Annotated in this window: 21 protein-coding genes; 13 read left to right on the top strand and 8 right to left on the bottom strand. The window is 57.1% G+C overall.

Going from position 1 to position 25,642, the window contains the following annotated elements; genetic code table 11:
• From C0U40_RS17480 to C0U40_RS17465, 4 genes are all read right to left on the bottom strand, one after another.
• Window positions 1–1,077, bottom strand: coding sequence for an ABC transporter ATP-binding protein (locus tag C0U40_RS17480; protein WP_101657088.1), 1,077 nt, complete (start codon window positions 1,075–1,077; stop codon window positions 1–3).
• Window positions 1,078–1,169: 92 nt separating this feature from the next.
• Complete coding sequence (locus C0U40_RS17475; protein WP_101657087.1) at window positions 1,170–2,336, bottom strand: ABC transporter substrate-binding protein; 1,167 nt, start codon at window positions 2,334–2,336, stop codon at window positions 1,170–1,172.
• 38 nt (window positions 2,337–2,374) lie between these two features.
• On the bottom strand, window positions 2,375–3,166 hold the full coding sequence (locus C0U40_RS17470; RefSeq protein ID WP_101657086.1) for an ABC transporter permease: 792 nt from the start codon (window positions 3,164–3,166) through the stop codon (window positions 2,375–2,377).
• A gap of 1 nt (window position 3,167) precedes the next feature.
• Entirely contained in the window at window positions 3,168–4,040 is an 873-nt protein-coding gene (locus C0U40_RS17465; RefSeq protein ID WP_101657085.1) for an ABC transporter permease, read from the bottom strand.
• A 139-nt stretch (window positions 4,041–4,179) separates the two neighbouring features.
• Here C0U40_RS17465 and C0U40_RS17460 point away from each other — a divergent pair, with 139 nt between their 5' ends.
• The 9 genes from C0U40_RS17460 to C0U40_RS17420 all read left to right on the top strand — a co-directional run bounded on the left by C0U40_RS17460 (window position 4,180) and on the right by C0U40_RS17420 (window position 17,408).
• On the top strand, window positions 4,180–5,145 hold the full coding sequence (locus C0U40_RS17460) for a LysR family transcriptional regulator (protein ID WP_101657084.1): 966 nt from the start codon (window positions 4,180–4,182) through the stop codon (window positions 5,143–5,145).
• A 342-nt stretch (window positions 5,146–5,487) separates the two neighbouring features.
• Window positions 5,488–6,435 (top strand): TAXI family TRAP transporter solute-binding subunit, encoded by a 948-nt coding sequence (locus C0U40_RS17455; RefSeq protein WP_435673802.1) that lies wholly within the window; start codon window positions 5,488–5,490, stop codon window positions 6,433–6,435.
• Between the two features lie 127 nt (window positions 6,436–6,562).
• Window positions 6,563–9,337, top strand: a complete 2,775-nt coding sequence (locus C0U40_RS17450; RefSeq protein ID WP_180957738.1) for a TRAP transporter permease — start codon at window positions 6,563–6,565, stop codon at window positions 9,335–9,337.
• Between the two features lie 10 nt (window positions 9,338–9,347).
• Window positions 9,348–9,779: a universal stress protein gene (locus C0U40_RS17445; RefSeq protein WP_101657082.1), complete on the top strand. Its 432-nt coding sequence runs from the start codon at window positions 9,348–9,350 to the stop codon at window positions 9,777–9,779.
• 68 nt (window positions 9,780–9,847) lie between these two features.
• The gene (locus tag C0U40_RS17440; RefSeq protein ID WP_101657081.1) at window positions 9,848–10,822 is read left to right on the top strand and encodes a carbon-nitrogen hydrolase family protein; all 975 of its coding nucleotides are present in this window, start codon (window positions 9,848–9,850) and stop codon (window positions 10,820–10,822) included.
• A gap of 60 nt (window positions 10,823–10,882) precedes the next feature.
• Entirely contained in the window at window positions 10,883–13,624 is a 2,742-nt protein-coding gene (locus C0U40_RS17435; protein ID WP_101657080.1) for an aminotransferase class I/II-fold pyridoxal phosphate-dependent enzyme, read from the top strand.
• Window positions 13,625–13,638: 14 nt separating this feature from the next.
• Window positions 13,639–15,096, top strand: a complete 1,458-nt coding sequence (locus C0U40_RS17430) for a biotin carboxylase (RefSeq protein ID WP_101657079.1) — start codon at window positions 13,639–13,641, stop codon at window positions 15,094–15,096.
• 8 nt (window positions 15,097–15,104) lie between these two features.
• A complete protein-coding gene (locus C0U40_RS17425) occupies window positions 15,105–16,076 on the top strand; it encodes a C45 family autoproteolytic acyltransferase/hydolase (protein ID WP_101657078.1) in 972 nt (323 codons plus the stop codon).
• A gap of 9 nt (window positions 16,077–16,085) precedes the next feature.
• Entirely contained in the window at window positions 16,086–17,408 is a 1,323-nt protein-coding gene (locus tag C0U40_RS17420) for an aspartate aminotransferase family protein (protein WP_101657077.1), read from the top strand.
• A gap of 86 nt (window positions 17,409–17,494) precedes the next feature.
• On the opposite strand, the gene C0U40_RS17415 is transcribed toward C0U40_RS17420, so the two are convergent.
• Window positions 17,495–17,683 carry a hypothetical protein gene (locus C0U40_RS17415; RefSeq protein ID WP_101657076.1) on the bottom strand — a complete coding sequence of 63 codons (189 nt, stop codon included), beginning with the start codon at window positions 17,681–17,683 and terminating at the stop codon, window positions 17,495–17,497.
• Between the two features lie 160 nt (window positions 17,684–17,843).
• On the opposite strand from C0U40_RS17415, the gene C0U40_RS17410 reads away from it, so the two are divergent.
• On the top strand, window positions 17,844–19,238 hold the full coding sequence (locus C0U40_RS17410) for an amidase family protein (protein WP_101657075.1): 1,395 nt from the start codon (window positions 17,844–17,846) through the stop codon (window positions 19,236–19,238).
• 94 nt (window positions 19,239–19,332) lie between these two features.
• The gene (locus tag C0U40_RS17405) at window positions 19,333–20,370 is read left to right on the top strand and encodes an NADP-dependent oxidoreductase (RefSeq protein ID WP_101657074.1); all 1,038 of its coding nucleotides are present in this window, start codon (window positions 19,333–19,335) and stop codon (window positions 20,368–20,370) included.
• 79 nt (window positions 20,371–20,449) lie between these two features.
• On the opposite strand, the gene C0U40_RS17400 is transcribed toward C0U40_RS17405, so the two are convergent.
• A complete protein-coding gene (locus tag C0U40_RS17400; RefSeq protein WP_101657073.1) occupies window positions 20,450–21,451 on the bottom strand; it encodes an NADP-dependent oxidoreductase in 1,002 nt (333 codons plus the stop codon).
• Between the two features lie 41 nt (window positions 21,452–21,492).
• On the bottom strand, window positions 21,493–22,389 hold the full coding sequence (locus C0U40_RS17395) for a haloalkane dehalogenase (protein WP_101657072.1): 897 nt from the start codon (window positions 22,387–22,389) through the stop codon (window positions 21,493–21,495).
• Window positions 22,390–22,517: 128 nt separating this feature from the next.
• Between C0U40_RS17395 and C0U40_RS17390 the strand changes: the two genes are divergently transcribed.
• Window positions 22,518–23,177: a histidine phosphatase family protein gene (locus C0U40_RS17390; RefSeq protein ID WP_101657071.1), complete on the top strand. Its 660-nt coding sequence runs from the start codon at window positions 22,518–22,520 to the stop codon at window positions 23,175–23,177.
• Between the two features lie 163 nt (window positions 23,178–23,340).
• Here C0U40_RS17390 and C0U40_RS17385 read toward each other — a convergent pair whose 3' ends face one another.
• Entirely contained in the window at window positions 23,341–24,336 is a 996-nt protein-coding gene (locus C0U40_RS17385) for an NADPH:quinone oxidoreductase family protein (protein WP_101657070.1), read from the bottom strand.
• Between the two features lie 128 nt (window positions 24,337–24,464).
• Here C0U40_RS17385 and C0U40_RS17380 point away from each other — a divergent pair, with 128 nt between their 5' ends.
• Complete coding sequence (locus tag C0U40_RS17380; protein WP_286135076.1) at window positions 24,465–25,637, top strand: acyl-CoA dehydrogenase family protein; 1,173 nt, start codon at window positions 24,465–24,467, stop codon at window positions 25,635–25,637.
• Window positions 25,638–25,642: the final 5 nt, after the last annotated feature.

Here is a 25,642-nt window from a genome sequence, read left to right as displayed (position 1 = left end):
TCAGGTGGCTTTCACGGGCAGGGCGCTGCATTCATCCGCCGCAAGGGTCAGGTTCACGGTGCTGCCAGCAGCAAAGGGACGGCCCGAAATCATGTTGATGGCCTGTAGCTGGGTGTCGCCCACGCGCAGGAAATAACGGGCAAGCTGGCCCTGATAATCCACCGCCTCTATCACTGCTTCTGTGCTGTCTTGCGTAGCAGGGCCGTTTGACAGGAACAGCTTTTCCGCCCGCACCATCAACTGGCCGCGATCACCGTCCCCAAGGGTCGCCGCGCGGCTGGCTGGCACAACGGTTTTGCCGAACTCGGCCGTTTCCAGCACCACCCCGTCGGCATCGCGCCCGATAACACGGGCGGGCAGCAGGTTGGAGGCTCCAAGAAAGGAAGCGACAAATTCGGAGGCTGGGGTGTTATACACCTCGTCGGGGTCGCCGATCTGTTCGACCCGTCCCGCGCTCATCACCACGATGCGGTCGGACATGGCCAGCGCCTCTGACTGGTCGTGGGTTACGAATATCGTGGTGACGCCGATACGGTCCTGAATGGCCTTCAACTCTACCCGCATATCTTCGCGCAGGTTGGCATCCAGCGCCGACAAAGGTTCGTCTAGCAGCAATACATCCGGTTCGATCACAATGGCACGGGCCAGCGCGATACGTTGTTGCTGGCCGCCCGAAAGCTGTTGGGGGTAGCGATCCTCCACACCGGGAAGCCGCACAATATCAAGGGCGTCCCGTACCTTACGCGTTACATCGGATTTCGCCACGCCACGGTATTTCAACCCGAAGGCAATATTTTCGGCGATCGTTCTATGGGGAAACAGCGCATAATTCTGAAACACCAGCCCCAGATTGCGCTTGTGGATTGGGACATCGTTGACCCGCTTGCCGCCGATCAGAATGTCACCGCTGCTGGGACTGGCGAGACCGGAAATCATCCGCAGGATCGTGGTTTTGCCACAGCCCGACGGCCCGAGCAGGGTCGTAAAGGACGCATCCTCGAACACGATATTGGCGTTGCGGACGGCTTTGACCGCGCCAAAGGATTTCTGGATATCGACAAGTTCAACACGCGCCATAGGCAGGGGTTCCCGCTGTAATTCTGAGAGAGGATGCGCGGGCCGGCAATCCGTGCGGCCCGCACTGTGTCTGGTTACCGGTTAAACCGGTATCAACCGCCTTTGGAGACACGGTTCCACTGTTTGGACTGCTCTTTTTCAACTTCGTTCCAGACCACCGGATCACGGAACACCAGTTTGTCCAGCTTGCCTGTCGGATCATAGGCAGGCAGCGCCTTAATGGTGTCGGTCATCTCTACCTTGTTCGGGTCGAGCGAGGTCGGGTATTTCTGCCCTTCAGCCACGGCAATCGCGGTGGCCGGGTCCAGCATGAAGTTCAGCAGTTCCTCTGCCTCGGCCATCGGAGAACCTTTGAGCACGAACATGCTTTCCATCCAAGCCAGACCGTTTGGCGGGTCCATATAGGCGATGGGGTGACCTTGGGCCTGAAGGGCTGCAACGCGGCCCGACCATGCTTCGGTGACGTAAATTTCCTCTTTCGCCAGCAGGTCCATCAATTCCGCGCCGGAGGACCAGTATTTCAGCACCAGTTCGCGGTTTTCGCGGGCTTTGTCCCAAACCGCATCCCAGTCCTGAATATTGTTCGGGTCCTGGTTGGATTGCAGCGCACCATACCAAGCACGGTTGGCCCAGTCGCCACCCCACGCGCCGATCTTGCCCTTCAACTCCTTGTCGAGCAGCAGGTTCGCGCCCAATTCTTTGGCCTTCTCCTCGGACACGAATTTCGTGTTATAGGCGATGCCGGTCGTGCCGTAGTCATATGGAATGGCGGACAGGCTGTTCGGGGTGATCGCCCTGAAAGGCGCGATAATCGCCTCCATCACGTTTTCCACATTCGGGATGTTGGCAAGGTTCAGTTCGGAACCATAACCCGCATCAATCCAGCGTTTGTACCAGCTTACACCGGAGGAATGCAGGATGTTGTGACCATTGGTGCTGCCTGCGGCTTTGATCTTGGTCAGCACTTCGGCTTCACCACCAAAAGTGGCATCGACAACCTTGTTGCCGCTGGCTTCCTCGTAGGGGTTGAACGCATGTTTGCGCAGCGCTTCGGAGACGACACCGCCCCAGCCTTCAAAGTATAACTCTGTCCCTGCGGCGCGGGCCTGTTGCGCCATTGTCGTCATAACGCCGCCGGACACACCTGCATAGATCCCCGCTGCCCCAAGCAGGCCAAAGAAAGAGCGGCGGTCCATATCGCCATTGCCCATCCGCTCTTTCAGCATCTCGTAACGTTTTGTACTGTCTATCTTTTTCATCGGTTCTCTCCTTGTTGGTTGGTTTTTATAGGTTTGGTCTATTTCGTGTTGCGCATGTAATAGCGCGCCAGCGCCCCTGCCATCAGCGGCACACCGACGGTGATACAGATCATCACAAAGCCAAGCGCGTTGATCTCGGGGCTGACAGAATTGCGTAACATGCCGAAAATCTGGGTGGGCACTGTCTCCATCCCTGACGGACGCCAGAAAATCGTTGCGGTGATGTTGTCAAAGGAAATTGTGAAGGCAAACAGCGCCCCTGCAAAAACGGCGGGCAGCATTAGGGGGAAAGTCACGGCAAAGAAGGTTTGCAGAGGGTTGGCCCCCAGACTGCGGGCCGCTTCTTCGTAATCGCGCCGGATGCCTGTCAGCCGTGCCTGCACCACCAGCACCACAAAGGGCAGGGCGATGATGGAATGGCCCAGCAGCAGCAACCCGAAAGAGCGGGGCACATGCAGCCAGCGCATGAAAATCAGCAAGCCCACCGCCAGCACGGTTTCGGGCACCAGCACAGGGGCTATCAGAACCGTTGTGATCAGATCCTTGCCGCGGAAGGTGTAGCGTACCAGCGCCAGTGCGGCCAGAATCCCCAGCGTTGTTGCAATAACCGCCGTACAGGCCCCCAGTACGAGCGAGGTGCGCAACGCGCGAATGATTGCCTCGTTCTCGGACAGTTTGACAAACCAGCGAAAGCTGAAGCCCTCAATCGGGAAGCCGCCGAACTGGGAGGAATTGAACGCCAGCACCAGCACCACGCCGATGGGGGCAAACATGAAGATGTAAACCAGAATGGTGTAGGTTTTAAGCAGGGTCCAGATGCGCAGTTTCATGTTATTTGAACGCCTTTGACAGTTGGTTCAGCCCCATCAAGCGGCTGTAAAGCACCACGACCAGCCCCAGCAGCAGCAAGAGCGTGAAGGACAGGGTTGCGCCCATCGGCCAGTTCAGCTCTGTCACGATGGCGTCATAGATCAGGTTGCCGAACAGGAAATCGCTCGGCCCGCCAAGGATCAGCGGCGTGACGTAACTGCCCCCCGTTAATACAAAAACCAGCAGGCAACCGGCGGCCAGTCCCGGCATGGACAGGGGCAGGGTCACTTCGCGGAACGCCTGCCACGGGGTCGCCCCAAGGGTGCGGGCGGCGGGCTCCAGATTTTCATCTATGCCTTCCAGACTGACGTAGATGTTCAGGATCATGTAGGGCAGGAACACATGGATAAAGCCGACGATGACAGTAAACTCGTTATACATCAGGGACAGCGGCGCATCGGTCAGGCCAAGCAGTTGGAACAGCCCGTTCAACGCCCCCTGATTGCCGAAAATATGTATCCAGCTAAGCGTGCGGATGATGAAGCTGATCCAGAAGGGCAGGATCAGCAGCAGCAGCAAAAGCCATTTGTCGCGAAATTTGGTCATGGCGATGAAATAGGCAGGGATATACCCAAGCACGGCGGCCAACACCGTGACGATCACCGATAGCCGCAGGGTTTTCCAGATCGCAATGCGGTAATAGCCGTCCGTCATTACCTCGGACCAGTTGCCAAACTGAAACGCCACCTTATCTACGGCAAGGTCGATATTCTCGTAAAAGGAATAGACCAGAATAAAGGCCATGGGGATAACCACCAGAAGGGTGATGGCCATAAGGGAAGGGGACAGCAGCAACCAGGGCCGCTTGTCTATACTCTGTTCGCTTGATGGCATTCCGGCCCCTGTTCCCTAAAGTCCTGTTAACTATTGCATGGTGATCTTGAATTGAGCAAATTGATATAAAGCATGAATCACATTAATTAGGTTAATGTGGTCGGTGTTTAGTGGTTTAAAAACTTGTAAGGCAGGGCCGATGACGGACCGTGGTGACGAAAAATTTGTGATCGGGCTGGACTGGAACCTGCTGCGCACCTTTGTGGTGATTGTCGAGGAAGGCAGTATCACCCGCGCCGCCCATCGTTTGTTGCGCGGACAGCCTTCGGTCAGCCTTGCGCTGCAACGGCTTGAGCAGGAATTGAACTGTCAGTTGATCGAGCGGTCCAAGGGCAGCTTCCGCATGACGCGGGCGGGGCAGCGGCTTTACGATGAATGTATGGATATTTTCCGCAGCGTTTCGGGGCTGAAAGAAATCACCACGGCTTCCAGTACCGAAATATCCGGCGAGATTAGCATCCACCTTGCCAGTCATGTGATCACTCCCTTGCTTGATGATCTGTTGACTGAAACGAAAACCCTATACCCCAAAGTCAGCTTCAACATCAAAACCGCCACAAGCGCGGTTGTCACCAGCGCCGTGCTGGACCGACAGGCAAGCTTTGGTGTCTGTCTGGTCAACCGTAAGCTGCCTGATTTAAGCTATGATCTGCTATACCGCGAATATTTCAGCTTTTATTGCGGTCCCACACATCCTTTGTTCGGTCGAGAGAACCTGACAATGGAGGATTTGCGTGGTCATGACATCGTGACCTTTGACACCGACGACCTGAATGATGCGCTCCGCCCTGTGGCCTTGCTGCGCAAGCAGTGGGATATGGCGCAGCGGATCGTGGGGCGTTCCTCGCAACTGGAAGAGGTGCGCCGGATGATTCAATGCGGGCTTGGTATCGGGTCGCTGCCGATTCATGTGCTGGAGCGGGATGTGCGGGACGGCTTGCTCTGGAGGTTGCCTCCCTATGACGATCCACCGGAGGTCGATATCTACTTGCTGCGAAACCCGAGGAAGAAACTGAACCGCGCAGAACGGATATTTGTGGAACGTCTGTTGGAGCAGATTCGCACCCTGCCATTAGCACAGCGCACCTATCCGGCACCCGTATAGGTGCCCGATTTGCCGGGTGGAATTGCGCGACCGAAGCCCTGACCTTAGCGTGAAAGCGGGTGTGGTCAAGAAAGCGGTGATACTCCGGACCAGAAGTGACAACTTACTTGACAATTAAGGAAAACTCTCACTAGCCTGATATTGAATAGTGGAGTGAAAAAGACATTTAAGCCTTTGTTTTTCCTGCTGGTGCTTGTTTGCGCTTCGCTTTAAGGAGAGCGCCGCAGCTCCGAAAGACTGCTCGCACGGGAGCTGCCGCTTTGTGCCATTCGGACAATTGTCTCCTGCGTCCGCAGGGGGCGTTAACGTGAGCAAAAAAAAGAGGAGAACACTATGCGTTTCATGAAACATCTTGCTTTTGCAGGGGCGCTGCTGGCCGGTACAGCCGGTATCGCACAAGAGAAATTCATCACCATCGGGACAGGCGGTCAAACCGGCGTATACTTCGTTGTCGGTCAGTCGATCTGCCGTCTGGTGAACCGCACAACCGCTGAAACCAACCTGAAATGCACTGCGCCTTCCACCGGCGGTTCCATTGCCAACATCAACGCCATCATGGCTGGTGACATGGATATGGGTGTGGCCCAGTCCGACTGGCAGTACCACGCCTATAACGGCACATCCAAATTCGAAGGAAACCAGTTTTCCGATGAACGTGCGGTCTTTTCCGTACATGGCGAGCCGTTCAACGTGATTGCCCGCGCAGATTCCGGCATCAAGTCTTTTGCCGATCTCAAAGGCAAGCGCGTCAACATCGGCAACCCCGGCTCCGGCCAGCGGGCAACGATGGATGTTGTGATGAACGCTCTGGGTTGGACAACAGACGATTTCGCGCTGGCTTCCGAACTGAAACCGGCTGAACAAGCGGCTGCGCTGGGCGACAACAAGGTGGATGCGATTATCTACACTGTTGGCCACCCGAACGGTTCCATTCAGGAAGCGGTTTCCACAGTAGATGCGGTTCTTGTGCCGGTTGAAGGCCCTGAAATCGACAAGCTGATCGCGGAAAACCCCTTCTACGCTGCCGCGACCATTCCGGGCGGCATGTACAAAGGTACGGACTCTGATGTGAACACATTCGGCGTTAAGGCGACTTTTGTCACCTCTGCGAAAGTGGACGAAGAAGTGGTTTATCAGGTTGTAAAAGCTGTTTTTGACAACTTTGACCGGTTCAAGCGTCTGCACCCTGCTTTCGAGAACCTGAAAGAAGAAGACATGATCAGCGCCGGTCTGTCCGCGCCTCTGCACCCCGGTGCCGAGAAATACTACAAAGAAAAAGGCTGGATGTAATCCGGCGGTCGTTCTCGACCTTTGTGTAAACTGAAAACGGTTGCGGCGGCCTGCGCTGCCGCAACTGACCCGGATTGAAAAATAAAAGCCCGAAGTGACGGGCCATAGCGGGGAACAGGGGACATCCATGACCAATGATCCAAACCAACAGCAGGCTGCTGCGGTAGAGAATGCTGCAACGGGTGATCGGGGGGGGCTGACGCAAGCCGAACTCGACGAACTGGTGGCATCTTCTGACACAGGCGGACGCGGGGCAATCGGTCCTGTCGGCATTTTCCTGACCTGTGTGGCGCTGGCTTGGTCGCTGTTCCAGCTCTGGATCGCCTCGCCGATCCCCTTCATGGTGGGCTGGGGGGTGTTTAACGATACCGAAGCCCGCTCCATCCATCTGGCATTTGCAATGTTTCTGGCCTTTGCGGCCTTTCCGGCCACCCGATCCGGTTTCCAGATCGGCCTTGGCATCGTAGTGCCGCTGGTTCTTGCCGGTTTGTTTATGATGGGCGCCAAGGACGGTGCTGTGACGTGGTGGATACCGATCGTAGCGCTGGCAGTTGTTGTGGCTGTTGTGCTTGGCTCTCCGAAAGACCGGATTCCGGTGTGGGAACGGGCGCTGGCACTGGTCGGCGCGCTGGCTGCGCTCTATCTGTTTGTCTATTACCGTGAAATTTCAGGGCGCGTCGGTGCGCCTGTGCTTCAGGATTTTGTCGTCGCCGTGATCGGCTTGATGCTGCTTCTTGAGGCCACGCGCCGCGCCCTTGGTCCCGCACTGATGATCGTGGCGTCGGTCTTTCTGGTCTACACCGTGCTTGGGCCTTATATGCCAAGTATCATTTCCCACAAAGGCAACAGCCTGTCCGAGATCGTGAACCACCAGTGGATCACCACGGAAGGCGTCTTTGGTATCGCGCTTGGCGTGTCTACCAGTTTTGTATTCCTATTCGTGCTTTTTGGTTCGCTGCTGGATCGTGCAGGAGCGGGCAACTATTTCATTCAGGTCGCTTTCAGCTTGATGGGGCACATGAAAGGCGGGCCGGCGAAGGCAGCGGTTGTTTCTTCGGCCATGACCGGACTGATCTCCGGTTCCTCCATCGCCAATGTTGTGACCACCGGCACTTTTACCATCCCGCTGATGAAGAAAGTCGGCTTCAGTTCGGAAAAAGCAGGCGCTGTCGAAGTAGCGTCCTCCGTGAATGGCCAGATCATGCCCCCCGTGATGGGTGCTGCGGCTTTCCTTATGGTGGAGTACGTTGGTATTCCTTATTTCGACGTGGTGAAACACGCATTCCTGCCTGCGGTGATTTCCTATATCGCACTGGTTTACATCGTCCATCTTGAGGCGCTGAAAGCCGGAATGGAGGGGCTGCCCCGCGCCTATACCCCCAAACCGATTGTGCAACGTCTGATTGGCATGGCCTTCACCGTCGCTGCGATCTGTGCGCTGTCCTTTATCGTTTATTACGGCATGGGCTGGATCAGACCGGCTTTCCCGCAAACGGCGGGCTATATCATCTTTGCCTTCCTGACCGCGGTCTATGTGGGGCTGCTTTATATCGCCTCCAAGGAAAAGCCGCTGGAGCTGGATGATCCGAACGAGCCGGTAACAAGACTGCCGCTGCCCGGTCCGACAATTCGTTCCGGCCTGCACTTTATCCTGCCGGTTGTGGTGCTGGTCTGGGCGCTGATGGTGGACCGGCTGTCGCCGGGTCTCTCCGCGTTTTGGGCGACCGCCTATATGATCTTTATCCTGCTGACCCAGCGCCCGCTGACCGCAATCATGCGGGGCGATACCGCCTTTGGCGCAGCCATCCGCAATGGTGTGGCAGACCTGATTGACGGGCTGGAAACCGGCGCGCGTAACATGATCGGGATCGGCATTGCCACGGCCACGGCGGGTATCATCGTCGGCGCGGTCAGCCAGACGGGTGTCGGCTCTGCCCTTGCGGATGTGGTCGAGGTGCTTTCGGGCGGCAATATCCTTGCCATCCTGTTCCTGACCGCAATCCTGTCACTGATCCTTGGTATGGGTTTGCCGACTACCGCGAACTATATCGTGGTTTCGGCGCTGCTGGCCCCTGTCATTGTGACTCTGGGCCAGCAAAACGGCCTGATCGTGCCGCTGATTGCAGTGCATCTGTTCGTGTTCTACTTCGGCATCATGGCCGATGTGACACCGCCAGTGGGCCTTGCCAGCTTTGCGGCGGCGGCTGTGTCGGGTGGTGATCCGATCCGCACCGGTCTTGTTGCCTTCTTCTATTCCCTGCGCACGGCAGCCTTGCCGTTCCTGTTCATCTTCAACACCGAACTGCTGTTGATAGAGGTCACATGGGTGCAGGGTATATTTGTCTTTGTGGTAGCAACGATTGCCATGCTGTTGTTTGCAGCGGCGACTCAAGGCTGGTTCCTTGCGCGCAACCGGTTCTATGAAACCATCGCGCTGCTGCTGGTGGCCTTCACCCTGTTCCGTCCGGGTTTCTGGATGGATATGGTTGCACCGCCCTACACAGAGGAAGCGCCGACCGAACTGGCCGCTGCTGCATTGGCGACCCCGACAAACGAGGACCTGCGCCTGCGGGTGGCCGGTGTCAACGATCTGGGCGATCCGATCGAATTCGTCGCCATCCTGCCCATCGGTGAGGGAGCAACAGGGGAGGAACGGCTTGAAAGTTCCGGTCTGATCCTGCGCGAAGCGGATGGCAAGATGATGGTTGATGACGTGCTTTATGACAGTGCAGCTTCCAAAGCGGGGCTTGATTGGGACCAGACGGTGTTGCGGGTGCTGCGCCCTGTGGATCAACCGAGTAAATATCTGATGTTCATCCCGGCCTTGCTGCTGCTGGGGCTGATCGTCTTCCTGCAGCGGGGCCGCAACAGCCGCGCCCTGCGCAAACCGGCTACAGCCTGAGGAGAAAGAGATGTTTAATACGGTTCTTCTGACGATAGATTTGACGGATAAGGATTCTTGGGTCAAAGCCCTGCCACAGGCGATCGAGCTGGTCAGCAACTCGGGCGGCGTGCTGCATATCATCTCGGTGGTGCCCGATATGGGAAGCCCGCTGGTGGAAGGATTCTTTCCGGAAAACTTTGAAGAGAAGGCCGTGGCAGCCGCAAGCAATGCGCTTGACCGGCTGGTACGCACAGAAATACCAAATGACATAAAGGTGAAGCAGCACCTTGCTTTTGGTAAGATTCATCGTAAGGTTCTTAAGACCATCGAAAAAATCAATTGTGATCTGGTGGTTATGGCATCCCATAAACCGGACCGCCTTCGGGAGTTTCTAGTGGGCTCCAATGCGGACAGGATCGTAAGCAGATCTCCTGTTTCCGTTCTGGTGGTGAGGGCTTAAGAGGAGTGCAAAGCGGTGATCGACTCAATCCAACAGAGCCGGCAGCGCAAGCACGGAGAGTATCCTCAATGACCCCATTCGCAATTGCTGGCGTGCAGATGCACGTCAATGCCCTTCAGTCCAATGTCGACGGTATGCTGCAACGGCTCGACATTCTTATGGCGCGGTTCCCGTGGACCCAGATGGTTCTCTTTAGCGAACTATCGCCTTTTGGCCCGCTTGAGCGCTACAAACTGCCCCCCGAAAATGAAACCATCGACCGCTTCTGCGAAGCTGCACGGCGGCACAAGGTCTGGCTTATTCCGGGGTCCATGTTCCTGACGTCCCCCCACGACGGGCAGGTGTATAACACGTCTTTGGTGATTGATCCCGACGGCAACGTGGTGCGCCGCTATGCCAAGATGTTCCCTTTCCTGCCATATGAAGCCGGAGTCGCTGCGGGCACCGATTTCTGCGTGTTCGATGTGCCGGATGTGGGCCGTTTCGGTCTGTCGATCTGCTATGATATGTGGTTCCCCGAAACCACCCGCCAGCTAACCAGTCAGGGGGTTGAGGTGCTGCTGCATCCGGTCCTGACCGGCACGACCGACCGCGACGCCGAGCTGGCCATTGCAAGGGCTACTGCTGCGCAATTCCAATGCTACGTCTTTGATGTAAACGGACTTGGAGCAGGGGGCGTTGGCAAGTCCTGTGTGGTCGATCCGACTTCGCTGGTGTTGCATCAGTCTGCAGGGCAGGAAGACATGTTCCCGATCGAAGTGGATCTGTCGATGGTCCGCCGTCAGCGCGAAACCGGTATGAAGGGGCTTGGTCAGGTCCTTAAAAGCTTCCGCGACCGCTCTGTTGATTTTTCCGTCTATGACCGCACCAGCGGGACAGACGCATTTCTGAATACACTTGGTCCGCTGGAGGTGCCCCAGCAGGGCTCTCGTGCGGGTCTCCATGTGGATGTTCCGGCAGATGCCGAAGCAGAAATACAAGGCCAGAAACTCGCTACCGATGTAGGGCATGTGCCCTTTGTGGGTGGCAAACCAAGCGGCTGATACCGGTCTAGCATCGCTACAAGTGCTATCGGTTGAAGCCTTTAAGAAGGAGAGCAACCGATGGATTCTGTCAGCGAGTATTATTCGGCAACGCAATTGCGGTCTGACAGGTGGGCCGCATTGCGCGCCGCAGTTTCCGCGATTTGCAGGGAAACCTCCCAAGCCAAAATCAAGAACTATTCCGACGAGGTTCAGGAACTGTTCAAAGCGCTGTCGCGTATCGAACCCTATTGGGCCTTTCCGGGTATGCCGGCCTTTGTCCACATGCGCCGCCAGTTCGATAACGGGCATTTTGAGGACGTAGCCTTTTCCGTCACCCGTGTGACCCGTGCCCTGACGACCGGGTCTTACAGGCGGCGTTCCATCCCGCTGGAACGGGACAGTATGGATGAAGAGGAAAACAACGACGAGGCGCTGCTCTCACCCGAGGCGCGGGCCATGACGCGGCCCTATTTCGAAGTTCTCATCGTCGATAATGTGAACGACCAGCAGGAACGCTGGATCAAGAGCAATATGGAGCGGATGCGCCGGATCGAGGACCCGTTCCATTATGAAGCAGTGGTGGTTCCCAGTCTGGAAGACGCGTTGATTGCGGTGCTGTTCAACCACAATATTCAGGCCATCGTCGCCCGTCCGGGCCTGACACTGAAATCCAGAAACGAAAACGAACTTCTGAAGAAATACCTGTCCCATCTGGGCAGTGGTGAGGATCTGGACAATCTGCTGCCGGAAAACTACGGCGCTGAATTGTGCCGCCTGATACAGCAGGTCCGACCCGAACTGGATGCCTATCTTGTCACCGAACGTTCGGTGGAAGAAATTGCAGGTCTGGATTTGGGGATCTGCCGGCGGGTTTTCTACAATCAGGAAGATTTCATGGAATTGCACCTCAACATCCTGCGCGGGGTTGGGGCACGAAACAAATCGCCGTTTTTCACGGCGCTGGTCGAATATTCAAAACAGCCCACCGGCGTTTTCCACGCCATGCCAATCAGCCGTGGTAAATCCATCAGCCGGTCCCACTGGATTCAGGATATGGGGGCGTTTTACGGACCGAACATCTTTCTGGCGGAAACTTCTGCCACATCCGGCGGGCTCGACAGCCTGCTGGAACCAAGCGGGCCGATCAAAAAAGCACAGGAACTGGCCAGCCGTGCCTTTGGATCAAAGCAGACATTTTTTGCCACCAACGGCACATCGACCTGTAACAAGATTGTCGTGCAGGCGCTGGTGCGTCCCGGAGATATCGTTCTGGTAGATAGGGATTGTCATAAATCCCACCACTACGGGATGGTGCTGGCAGGTGCAGAGGTGCTCTATCTCGACAGCTATCCGCTCAATGAATATTCCATGTATGGCGCGGTGCCCTTGCGCGAGATCAAGCACCAGCTTCTGGCCTTGAAAGCTGCTGGCAAACTGGATCGCGTCCGCATGTTGTTACTCACCAACTGCACATTTGACGGGGTTGTTTACAACGTGCAGCGGGTAATGGAGGAGTGTCTGGCAATCAAGCCGGACCTTGTTTTCCTGTGGGACGAAGCATGGTTTGCATTTGCCCGCTTTAGCCCCACTTACCGGCAGCGCACTGCGATGCGCTCGGCCAATAATCTGCGCAAGCGGTTACGCTCGGACCAGCACGTTGCAGCTTTTGAAGCGCAGCAAAAACAGCTCGAAGGTGCCAGTGACGAAGACCTTTTGAACACGCGGCTGATCCCGCCGCCCACAGCGCGGGTCAGGGCCTATGCCACGCAATCCACCCATAAAACCCTGACATCCCTGCGGCAGGGATCAATGATCCACGTCAACGATCAGGACTTCAAAGGCGAGGTGGAGCAGAACTTCCACGAAGCCTACATGACCCATACCTCAACCTCGCCCAACTACCAGATTATTGCCTCGCTTGATGTGGGACGGCGGCAGGTGGAACTGGAAGGTTTCGAGTTCGTCCAGCGCCAGATAGAGGCCGCTATGGCGCTGCGCCGCGCGATCAGCAGCCATCCGTTGTTGCAGAAATACTTCAAGGTTCTGACGGCCGGGGATATGATCCCAGACTGTTACCGCCAGAGCGGGGTCAGCAGTTATTTTGATACGGAACAGGGCTGGACCGACCTGTGGGAGTGTTGGGAACGGGATGATTTCGTGCTGGACGCAACCCGCGTTACGCTTGCTGTGGGCGGCACCGGATGGGACGGTGACACGTTCAAAAATCAGGTGCTGATGGACAAATACGGCATCCAGATCAATAAAACCTCGCGCAATACCGTCCTGTTCATGACAAATATCGGCACAACGCGCTCTTCGGTGGCTTACCTGATCGAAGTGCTTGTGGAAATTGCGAACGAGCTGGACGACCTTCTGGACGATGCGTCAAATATGGAGCGTCTGGCCTTTGACCGGCGGGTGGCAAACCTGACGGAAAACTATCCGCCGCTGCCAGATTTCAGCCGTTTCCATGACGGGTTCCGACCCGATAACCTGACCCCCGAAGGGGATATCCGCAAAGCCTACTACCTCAGCTACGATGAGAAAAATTGCGATTATCTCGAACTGAACGGATCGCTAAAGGCGGCGATGGAAGAAGGAAAGGAACTGGTTTCCGCCAGCTTTATTATCCCCTATCCGCCCGGCTTTCCGATCCTTGTTCCCGGACAGGTTATCAGCCGCGAAATCCTTGATTTCATGCGGGCGCTTGATGTGAACGAAATCCATGGCTACCGCGCGGATCTGGGCCTGCGCGTGTTCACTCAGGACGCCCTCGCAAACCTTGTCTCAGATAAAACCATTCAAACCGCAGCCGAATAATAAAGGACAATACTATGGCGACAGTTCTCAAAAACATCTCTGAAATCCGGCGCTTCTTCCACCGCAACGAAGATCCGATCTATTTTATTTCGGCTACCAATTTCAATCTGCTCGGTCTGGATGAATGGGTCAAAAACTTCAAATATATCTGCTACATAGACTGTTATGGCGGTAAGCATCCGAATGTCTTCTGCCCGTCCGAACAGCCCCACGCGGAATTCCAGAGCATCGAGGACATCAACAACTACCTGCTGCAACACAAAGAGGTCATCGATTTCATCAAGCGGCGCGGTGGCAAGCCGAAATTCGTCTTTCTGATGTTTGACGAGGAAACCGAACGCCTGTCCAAAGAACTGGGCGCGGATGTGTGGTTCCCCAAAGCCAAACTGCGCACCAAGATGGACAACAAGATCGAAACCGTGCGGATTGGCAATAAGGCGGGCGTGCCGTCAGTTCCGAACGTTCTGGCCGAGGTGAAAGATTACGACGACCTGCGCAAAACCTGCGAGAAGGCCAAGCTTGGCCATGATCTTGTGCTGCAATCGGCCTTTGGCGACAGCGGCCACACGACATTCTTTATCAAGAACGAGGCCGATTTCCGCCGCCATGAGCACGAAATTGTCGGAGAGGGCGAGATCAAGATCATGAAGCGTATCGATTGCCGTGGCTCTGCGATTGAGGGCTGCGCCACCAAGGAAGGCACGATCGTTGGGCCGCTGATGACCGAACTGGTTGGCTTTAGCGAACTGACACCTTATCGCGGTGGCTGGTGCGGCAATGAAATCCTGTCCACCGCCTTTCCGCCGAAAGTGCGCGAAAAGGCGCGGGAACTGACCTTCAAATTCGGGGAGCAGCTGCGCAAGGAAGGTTATCGCGGGTATTTCGAACTGGATTTCCTGATCGACAAAAAGACCGGCGATTTGTGGCTCGGGGAACTGAATCCGCGGATCACAGGGGCGTCGTCGATGACCAACCACGCGGCCTTTGCTCACGCGGATGCGCCGCTTTTCCTGTTCCACCTGCTGGAGTTTTCCCGCAAGAAGTTCGATCTCGACACGGAAGAGCTGAACAACCGCTGGGCCGATCCCGATATGATCGACAGCTGGTCGCAGATGGTGATCAAACATACTGACGACAGCGTGGATATCTGTACCGAAGCACCGGAAACGGGGATTTACAAGATGCTGGAAGACGGCCGCGTTGTGTTCGACCGGTTTGATTATCACCGCCGCGCAGTCGAAAGCGAGAACGAGGCGTTTTTCCTGCGTATCCTGCAACCGGGCGACTATCGCTATGAAGGTGCGGACATCGGTATTCTGGTGACGCGGGGCCGCTCTATGACCAAAGGCTTCCAGCTGAACGAGCGGGCGAAAAAGTGGATTCATGGCATCAAGCAATCCGTGAACGGCAAGGCGCTGCCTGTGGCTGACGCAGGGCCTGCGGTAGCCGATCCAGCCTTCAAGATCTTGTAAGGGCAGCCATGTACTGGCGTGCAATCAGCGAAGAACAGCCCGGTTCCAAGTGGTCCGGGCTGTTTGACGAATACTGGCCCCTTTACAGGCGCTGGTGGACGCGGGAAGGGGACAGTGCGCGACCGAGCTATCTGGAAAGCCGCCGTGCGCTGGAAACCCACATGCCCGAGATTGTGCCGCTTTACGACACACTGTGCGAACTGGCGGGCGGCGGCGATCAGGCGGCGCGGTTTCTCAGCTTTTATTGCCCTCCGCCTTATCTGGCAGGGTGTTCGCAGGCAATCTGGACCGGCAAGGAGCCGGTTCTTGTGCGCAACTACGATTACAATCCCAATGCTTTTGACAGTCTGATACTTCACACCGGCTGGCAGGGGCGTCGGGTGATGGGCCTCTCTGACGGCTTGTGGGGAATGGTGGATGGCTGCAATGATGCGGGGCTGGCCATTTCGTTGACTTTCGGAGGGCGGCGCATTGTCGGGACGGGTTTCGGTGTGCCATTGATCCTGCGCTATGTATTGCAGACTTGCGAAACCGCGGAACAGGCGGGCAGGGTCCTTGCCCGTGTGCCAACGCACATGAGCTATAACGTCACCGTGCTGGATGCAAAACGCCAGTATCTGACGGCTATGATGGCACCGGACCGACCTGCCGTGATCACCCGCGCGGCGGTTGCGACCAACCATCAGGAGAACGTGGAATGGGTCAGCCACGCGCGGTTTACCGCCACGGTCGAACGGGAGCGTTTTTTGTTACAGCGTATGGCGCTACACCGTGATCCGGAGGATAAATTTATAGGTGCGTTTCTCAAGCCGCCGCTGTATTCCACTGCTTTCGACGCGGGATTCGGTACGCTTTACACCGCCGTTTACCGCCCGAGATTGCAAGAAATGGAAGTGCGCTGGCCGGGCACGATCTGGTCCTTTTCCATGGATAAATTCAACGAAGGGAGCCGGAGGGTCAGAATCCCCGGTGCTGCTTAGGAGCCTGTAATGTCCCATATCTTCCCCCGCCACACGAAACAGTCCCCACCCGTCGCGGTGCGCGGTGACGGCTGCTACCTTTATGATGCGGATGGTAAGCAGTATCTTGATGCTTCCGGCGGGGCGGCTGTGTCCTGTCTGGGTCACAATGACCGCACGGTTATAGAGGCGGTCAAGGCGCAACTGGACAGTCTTGCCTATGCCCATACGGGGTTTCTGACCTCCGAACCGGCTGAGACACTTGCGGATATGCTGATCGCGCAGGCGCCCGGTGATCTGGACCGTGTTTACCTTGTCTCCGGCGGCTCCGAAGCGGTTGAAGCGGCGTTGAAACTGGCACGGCAGTATTTTGTCGAAAAAGGAGAGCCGCAGCGGGGCCGATTGATCGCCCGCAAGCAAAGCTACCACGGCAATACGATGGGGGCGCTTTCGGCAGGGGGCAATGCGTGGCGGCGTGCCCAGTTCGGCCCGCTGCTGATCGACATGAGCCATATCGACCCGTGTTACGCCTATCGTTTGCAGCAGGACAGCGAGAGCGAGGAAGCCTATGGCATCCGTGCCGCCAACCTGTTGGAAGAAGAACTGCTGCGGGTCGGGCCGGAAACCGTTATGGCCTTTATTGCGGAGCCGGTAGTGGGGGCCACTGCCGGGGCGGTGCCTGCCGTGAAGGGCTATTTCAAGCGTATCCGCGAGATTTGCGATCAATACGGTATCCTGCTGATACTGGACGAAGTCATGTGTGGTATGGGGCGCACCGGCAGTTTGTTTGCCTGTGAACAGGACGGGGTGGCACCGGATATTCTGTGTATCGCCAAAGGCTTGGGTGCGGGATACCAGCCGATTGGTGCGATGTTGTGCAGCAAGGAAATTTACCGGACTATCGAAGAGGGCAGCGGCTTTTTCCAGCACGGGCATACGTATATCGGGCATCCCTGTGCCGCAGCAGCCGGTGTTGCTGTGCTGAAATCCTTGCATGAGCGGGATCTGGTCACAGCGGCGGAGCGTCAGGGCCAAAGATTGAGGGCTGCCCTGTCAGCCGAGTTTAATGCGCACCCCAATATTGGAGACATCCGCGGGCGCGGGCTGTTTGTGGGGGTGGAACTGGTGGCAGACCGGCAGAGCAAGACACCGCTTGATCCGCAACGCAAGACGGCGGCACGGATAAAGGCAGCGGCGTTTGAGGCTGGTATGATCTGCTATCCGATGGGCGGCACCATCGACGGGCAAAGTGGCGATCATGTGCTGCTGGCCCCACCGTTCATTATCAGCGATGCCCAGATAGACGAGCTCGTCAGTAAGCTGGCACGGGCCGTTACTGCAGGACTGTCCTGACGACAGGCAAATAAGACGCAAAAAGCCCGCCTGCATTCGGGAGGAATGTGCAGGCGGGCCATGGGGCGGTTAGGATGGGAGAAGTCCTAGCTGCCGTTTTCGGGAGTTGCGGTTTGCGACACAGGCGCGGTTGCATCATCTACGTCCAGATCGTCTGACAGATAGGTAAGCGTCAGCATCACAAGGATGGCAGCGGCACCGATTGCGACCATGCCAAGTAGCGGGCCGTAGTGGCGTTTCTTCTGTTTTTCAACGTTGGTTTCAGGGGCGGACATGCGTTCGACCTTTCCGTTTGAAATATGGGTTTCACCTACACAACACGCGCGCGCGGGAAAGGTTCCAAAGACTCTGTCTGCCCTGACGGAAAGAATCCCGTTGCACTTCGGTTGCGGGTGGTGCCACGATGCTAAAAAAATAGATTAGGAGTTACCGAAAATGTCCGAACTCTGGGGCCTCACCGCTGCCGAAATTGCCGCGAAAATCCGTAGCAAAGACCTTTCCGCCACCGAAGTTACCAAAGCCCATCTGGACCGGATCGATGCCGTAAACCCCGATCTGAACGCAGTAGTGCAACACATGCCGGAGGAAGCACTGGCAGCAGCCGCCGCCATAGATGCGGATATTGCGGCGGGGCGGGATGTCGGACCGATGGCCGGTGTGCCGGTGACGATCAAGGTTAACGTGGATCAGGTCGGCCATGCGACCACGAATGGCTTGAAATTGCTTGAAAACCTTGTTGCAGAACAGGACAGTCCCGTTGTCGCCAATATGCGCAAGGCCGGGGCGGTGATCGTCGGGCGCACAAACACTCCTGCTTTTTCCCTGCGCTGGTTTACCAAGAACAACCTGCATGGCCAGACGCTCAATCCCCACGGGAAGAATATTACGCCGGGCGGGTCTTCCGGCGGGGCGGGGTCTTCGGTGGCCAGCGGGATGGCTGCTATCGGGCATGGCACGGATATTGGCGGGTCGATCCGCTACCCTGCTTATGCCTGCGGTATCCACGGGCTGCGGCCCACGCTCGGGCGGTTGCCGGCCTATAATCCTTCGGGGGCGGACCGGCATATCGGCGGGCAGTTGATGGCTGTGGGCGGACCGCTGGCACGAAGTATGGACGATATTGATCTTAGCCTGCGGGCGATGGCTGCCGAGGATTTGCGCGACCCGTGGTATGTGCCTGCGCCTATTGACCAGGGCGATTTCCCGCGCCGTGCGGCCGTTTGCCTGCGCCCCGACGGGATGGAGATAACACCGGAAATCGAAGCGGCTTTGCTCGGGGCGGCAAAGGATCTGGCGGATGCTGGCTGGGAGGTGGAGGAAGTCGACTGCCCGCCAATGCAACCCGCCGCTGACATCAATGCCAAACTCTGGCTGGCAGAGATGCGGCAAGGCGTGGATCGTATGGTAGAGCAGGAGGGCGAACCGGACAGCCAGCATGTGTTTGCGGTGATGCAGTCCCTATCCGCGCCGGTGGATGCAGGGGGATTGCTTGACGCGCTGCGGGATCGTGTCACCCACCTGCGCGAGTGGCAGTTGTTTCTGGCGCAATATTCCGTGTTGATCTGCCCCGTCTCGGGGATGTTGCCCTTTGACCAGCAGGCGGATGTTCAGTCCGAAGAAGGGTTCAAGGCGATCATGCGGGCGCAACTGACCCAGCTTGCCGTTCCCGCTCTTGGTTTGCCGGGCTTGGCGGTTGCGACAGAACCGGCAGCGGGGAAGCCGATGGGCGTGCAACTGCTGGCACGGCGCTATCGCGAGGATATCCTGATTGCAGCAGGTCGCGATATTGAAGCCGCACACCCTGCAATCCGCCCCGTTGATCCCCAATAAATCGTGATGCGACGTAACGGCATTGTTTCATGCCCTTGGCGGTTGTGGCGGGAGAGGATTACTCTCCCGTCAAATCTGAATTCAGGAGTATATCATGACAACCTACCAACACGTCGCTCTGGCATCCCGTCCAAAGGGCTGGCCGACGCTTGAAAACTTCCGCTTTGAGGACAAGGAACTGCCCGAAATGGGTGCCGGACAGGTCACTCTGCGTACGATCTGGCTGTCTCTTGATCCCTACATGCGCGGCCGGATGAATGACGCGAAATCCTATGCCGATCCGGTGCCAATCGGGGGTACGATGGAGGGTGGCGCGATCTGTGAAGTCATCGCCTCCAACAACGAAAAATTCGCGGTCGGAGACATTGTCGTCGGGCGCACCGGCTGGGCTACGCACGGCATTTCCGATGGAAGCGATATTCGTAAGGTCGATCCGACCGCTGCCCCGCTTTCGGCCTATCTTGGTGTGCTCGGGATGCCGGGCATGACAGCCTGGATCGGGTTGAACGAAATCGGCAAGATGAAAGAGGGCGAAACCGTCCTGATTTCCGCTGCAACAGGGGCAGTTGGCGGGCTTGCCGGTCAACTGGCCAAGGCCAAAGGCTGTAAGGTAATCGGCGTTGCCGGTGGTGCAGAAAAATGTGCTTTTGCAGTAGAAGAACTGGGCTTTGACGCATGTCTTGACCATAAAGCGGCCAAAGACGGAAAAGAACTGGCCGCAAAAATCAAGGAAGCCGCGCCGCAGGGTGTCGATGTTTACTTTGAAAACGTGGGCGGCAAAACGCTGGAAGCGGTTCTTCCGAATATGAACATGTTCGGCCGCATTGCAATCTGCGGCATGATCGCGTGGTACAACGGGGATAACATAGCCGATGCAGCGCCGCTGCCAGCGGTCTGGTCTACGATCCTGACCAACCGTCTGACCGTGCAGGGCTTTCTCTTCCCCGACCACCAAGACAGCGCGGGCGCATTCTTCAAGGAAGTCGCGCCGATGATGGCGGCAGGTAAGATCAAATTCCGTGAAAGCGTAGCCGAGGGGCTGGAAAATGCGCCGGCAGCGTTTCTGGAGCTGTTAAACGGCGACAATTTCGGCAAGCAGCTTGTGCGGGTTGGTGAAGACCCGAAGGCGTAATGCAACAGCGCGATTGTTAAACAAAGGGGGGCTTGCTGGCCCCCCTTTTTCATTGAGTATTTTTGGAACATTGAAGTTGTTAACTGTCGGGCCCGACCCGTACCATACGTTTCCCGCGGTTTTCACCGGCGAGCAGACCAATCAGGGCGGCGGGGGCGTTTTCAAGCCCGTCCACGATGTCCTCGGGGACTTTGATCGCGCCGGATTCGACCCAGTTCTGCAAGGCGCGCAGGGCGGTTGCGTCCTCATGGGCGTAATCCATCACAATGAATCCTTCCATGCGCAGCCGTTTGACAACCACCATGCCCGGCAGGTTGCGCGGGCCGCTCGGGCTGGACGCGTCATACTGGCTGATCGCGCCGCAGCAGACGACGCGGCCCCGTTCGTTCATGCGGAACAAGACGGTTTCAAGGGTAGAACCACCCACATTATCAAAGTATATGTCGATACCCTCCGGGCAGGCGGCCTTCAGCGCCTTCGACCAGGCCGGATCGCGGTAATCTACGCAAGCGTCAAAGCCGAGTTCGTCCACCACCCATTTGCCCTTCTCCGCACCACCCGCAATGCCGACCACGCGACAGCCGATGGCTTTGGCGATTTGTCCCACATAAACGCCGACCGATCCGGCGGCGGCAGAAACAACGACAGTTTCGCCGGGTAGCGGACGGCCAACGGACATCAGGCCGTGAAAAGCGGTTTTGCCGGCGATGCCATAGACGGACATCAGATGCGACAGTTTCCCGACTTTTGGCAGCTTCAGCGCACCACGGGCCGGAACCACTGCGTGATCGGCCCAAACGGTTTCAACGGCAACAATATCCCCTGTTGTGAACCTGTCCGATCTGCTCTTTGTGACTTCCGCCAGAGCGTAGGTGTGCATGGCATCCCCCGCAAGGATCGGCTGGCGGTAGGTGGCGCCCTGCATCCATGCGCGGTTGGCCGCGTCAATGGACATCAGGATTGTGCGCACCTGTAGCTCACCATCCTGCGGCACGGGAAGTTCGGTTTCTTGCAGTTCAAAATGATCTTGCGTCAAAGCGCCTTTGGGCAGTTCCTTGACGATAACCTGACGGGTTTTCATAGAGTGTTCCTTGCGTTTGAAGTATCAGTTCGGGCGTCGTGTCAGTTGTCGCCCCAATGGGACAATGCGGCCCGGGCGATTGGTGCACCCCATTCCTGCAGGAAGTGGCCGCCCTCTGGTACATCCAGTGCAGGCGGGCAATTGCGGATTACGCTATGCAGCCATTTCATTGCAGGCGGACCGAGCACCGGATCCTGATGCCCTATGGCCATGAAGCTTTCGCCTTCCCAGTTGTGTGTCAGAAAATCCAGTGCCGCCCGCGCGTGATCGACGCCCTCCATCTCGGGGCTGGTCATCACCATATCGGGAAAGCGGCGTACACCGGCTTTGTAGCTCACGTCAGGATAGGGGGCGGCATAGGCCTGTGCTTCTGCATCACTTAGGATCGGCGTGGCCCGTTTCATCAGGGCGGCAATGTCAAGATCCGGATTGGCAGCGTTATAGGCGCGCCAGTCCTCAAACCCTTTGCCGGGCGACTGGCCCACAGCAATGGAGGTGTTCATCACCAACAGTCGGGTGATCCGGTCCGGCATGGCATGCGGCAGGGTCAGTCCGAGCAGCCCGCCCCAATCCTGCACCACCAGCGTGATGTTGCGCAGATCCAGCGCCATTATGAAGGCAATGATCATGTTGCGGTGGAAGTTGAAACTGTAGGTGGAGTCCTCAACCGGTTTGTCAGAGCGTCCGAAGCCGAGCCAGTCCGGCGCAATCACCCGGGCGCCGCTATCCGCAAAAACGGGGATCATCTTGCGGTACAGATAGGACCATGTGGGCTGCCCGTGCAGGCACAGGAAGACCCTGTCAGCATCCTTTGGTCCCTCATCGACGTAGTGCACCCGCAGATCTTTGTAGCCTTCCAGAGTGTCGATGTAATTCGGGGCATAGGCCCAGTCCGGTAAATCGGAGAAGCGGGAGTCCGGTGTGCGTTTGCTGTCCAAGGCAAGCTCCTGTTTGACGGGGGATGCGGTTTGTGAAAAGCCTATGGTCAAGTTTCAAAACCTGTCAATCAATGGGCGCTGCGACGTGGCGGCATACCTGAAATACCTTGAATAGAAGAAAGACGCCAATGACGAAAGAATACCCCCAACACCGGTTTGTCGTGCCCGAAAACGCGGTGGATGTGCTGTTTATCCGTCACGGAGAAACCATTCCGGCCCGCCCCGGCGTGTCTTTCCCAATGAAGGACGGTCACGGAAATCCGCCGCTGCATCCGCGCGGGGAAGCACAGGCCCAAGCCGTGGGCGAACGCCTGCGGAACGAGCACTTTGATGCGCTTTATGTGACCTCTCTCCAGCGGACCCACCAGACCATGGCGCCACTTGCACAACATTTGGGGATGACGCCGATAGAGGAACCGGACCTGCGGGAAATCCGGCTCGGAGAGTGGGACGGCGGTCTTTACCGGATCAAATCAGCCGAAGGGGCGCCGGAATTCATGCGCGCCAAAGCCGAGCATGAATGGGGGCATATTCCGGGCGCGGAAACCACAGCAGAATTGCATGAGCGGGTTGAGCGGGGCCTGTGGCGCCTGCTTGACAATCACGCCGGAGAGCGGATCGCTTTTTGTGTCCACGGTGGCGTTGTGGGGGCGATCATGTCGATTGCTACGGGTTGCAAACCCTTTGCGATGATCGGGGCTTCCAACGGTTCGATCAGCCGGGTTGTGTTAACAAAAGACCGGTTTTTTGTGCGCAGTTACAACGACTGCAACCACCTCGGGGAGTAAGGACGTTCGGGGAGTTGGGCAGACTGCCGGAAACGGATGATCCGGAAGTCCAGTCTGCCGGAATTACCGTGGCGCGGCCTGATCGCTGGTGCGGGTAGATGTTAAGGAAATGAAAAAGGGCAAAGCCGCAGCTTTGCCCTTTAAACTTAATTGCAGCGTGGTCTTAATCGACGTTCAGGACGACTTTCCCCAGCACCTTGCGGTTTTCCAGCAAGCGCAATGCGTCAGCCGCTTGTTCGAGCGGGAAAGACGCTGAAATCTGCGGTTTGATCTGGCCCTTCGACCACATGCCGAACAGCTCTTTCAGGTTGGCCTGATGTACATCGGGTTCCATTTGTGTGAAGGCGCCCCAGAACACGCCAACCACCTGACAGTTCTTCAGCAAGGTCAGGTTCAGCGGGAGTTTCGGAATGCCGGCAGGGAAGCCAACCACCAGAAAACGCCCTTCCCAGCCAAGTGAGCGCACAGCCGGTTCGGCATAGTTGCCCCCCACAGCGTCATACACCACCTGCACGCCTTTTGGTCCGGCCAGTTCCTTGATCGCGCCGGAAAATTCCTTTTGTGCATCGCGGTCCATCTCGCGGGGATAGATCAGTGTTTCATCCGCGCCCAGTTCCTTGCAGAAGGCTGCTTTTTCCTCGGAGGACACAGCCGCAATCACCCGCGCGCCCATCGCCTTGCCAAGTTCGATGGCCGCCGCGCCGACACCGCCTGCCGCCCCGAGGATCAGCAGGGTCTCGCCTTCCTTCAGATTGGCCCGCTGTTTCAGCGCATAATGGGACGTGCCGTAGGTCAGGATAAAGCAGGCCGCCTGATCGAACGGCATGTCGTCGGGGATTGGCACCAGTGTGGATTTATGGGCGACGACATGGGTGGAAAACCCGTTATATCCGGGCACAGCCAGCACGCGGTCGCCCACAGAGACAGTGTCCACGCCTTCGCCAAGGCTCTCGATCTCGCCGGAAATCTCACCGCCCGGCGCAAAAGGGCGCTGGGGCTTTATCTGGTACAAGTCCTTGATAATCAAAGTATCGGGGAAGTTCACACCGGCCGCCCGTACACGGATTACGACCTCTCCCTTGCCCGGTTTGGGGGTTTCTGTTTCGGTCAGTTCCAGTGTCTCCGGACCACCGGCTTCTTTACTCATCATCGCGCGCATTGCGTGTCTCCCAGATCAAAATGACGTTACATCACGCACACGTTCAGGGGCTGGAACAATCTTGTCAACGAACAAGTGAAATGCAATTCTGCCTAGCGGAACATGACGCAGCGTTTGGGAGGAAAGCCGTGCCGTTTGACACCACAAATCCAGAGAAATTCCGCGCGGAAATACGCGCCTGGCTGGCAGAAAACTGCCCTGCCGAGATGCAGGACGGGGACACCACAGCAGATTCGATCTGCTGGGGAGGCCGCAACTGGACCTTCCAGTCTGATGCGCAAAAACAGTGGTTAAACGTCTGTGCCGAGAACGGCCTGACCTGCCCGACATGGCCGCAGGAATACGGCGGGGCAGGGTTTGACCGCGATCAGGAAAAGGTCTGGCTTTCCGAACTCGACCGCATCAACGCGCGTCTGCCGCTGCAATCCTTCGGTATCTGGATGCTTGGCCCGGCATTGCTGCATTTCGGGAGCCATGAACAGAAACTGCATTACCTTCCACCCATAACCCGTGGCGAAATCCGCTGGTGTCAGGGCTATTCCGAACCGGGGGCCGGTTCCGATCTTGCGAGTGTTCAATCCAAGGGCGAAGATAAAGGCGATCACTGGCTGGTAAACGGCCAGAAGGTCTGGACCTCTTATGCGGATAAGGCTGACTGGATTTTCGCCCTTATCCGGACTGACAAGGACGCACCGAAACACAAGGGTATTTCCTTCCTGTTGTTTGACATGCAGTCGGGAGGGGTTTCGACCCGCCCGATCAAGCTGATCTCTGGCGCTTCCCCTTTTTGCGAGACATTCTTTGATGATGTGAAGGTTCCGAAAGACCAGATTGTCGGCACGGAAAACCGCGGCTGGGATGTGGCGAAATATCTGCTGACCCATGAGCGTGAAATGATTTCTGGTGGCGGCTCGGGACGTGGCGCAGGGCGTTCGTTGGCCAAGGTGCTGGCAGATGCGGGACACGACCTGTCCGAAGCGTCCCTTCGCACAGAAGCAATAGCCTGTGACATAGAGGAAATGTCTGTGGCCCTGACGATCGAGCGTTACAAGGATCAGGCTGCTGGCGGTAAAGGTGTGGGCGATGCCTCTGCCATGCTGAAATATGCCGGGACCGAGCTGAACAAACGCAAGCACGAGTTGTTCATGTCGGCGGGCGGATCGGAGGCGCTGCAATGGGACGGTGCGACGGGCAGTTTGCCTGCGGACTGGCTGCGGACCAAAGCAAACTCGATTGAAGGGGGAACATCAGAAGTGATGCTTTCCATCATTTCAAAGCGTGTTTTAGGGCTTCCGGGGTAATTTAC

Origin of the sequence: Neptunicoccus cionae, assembly GCF_002860325.1 — a bacterium.
In the GTDB taxonomy this organism is placed as follows: Bacteria; Pseudomonadota; Alphaproteobacteria; order Rhodobacterales; family Rhodobacteraceae; genus Amylibacter; species Amylibacter lutimaris.
The sequence above is the reverse complement of the archived record's forward strand: the minus strand, read 5'-3'. Positions and strand labels throughout refer to the sequence as shown.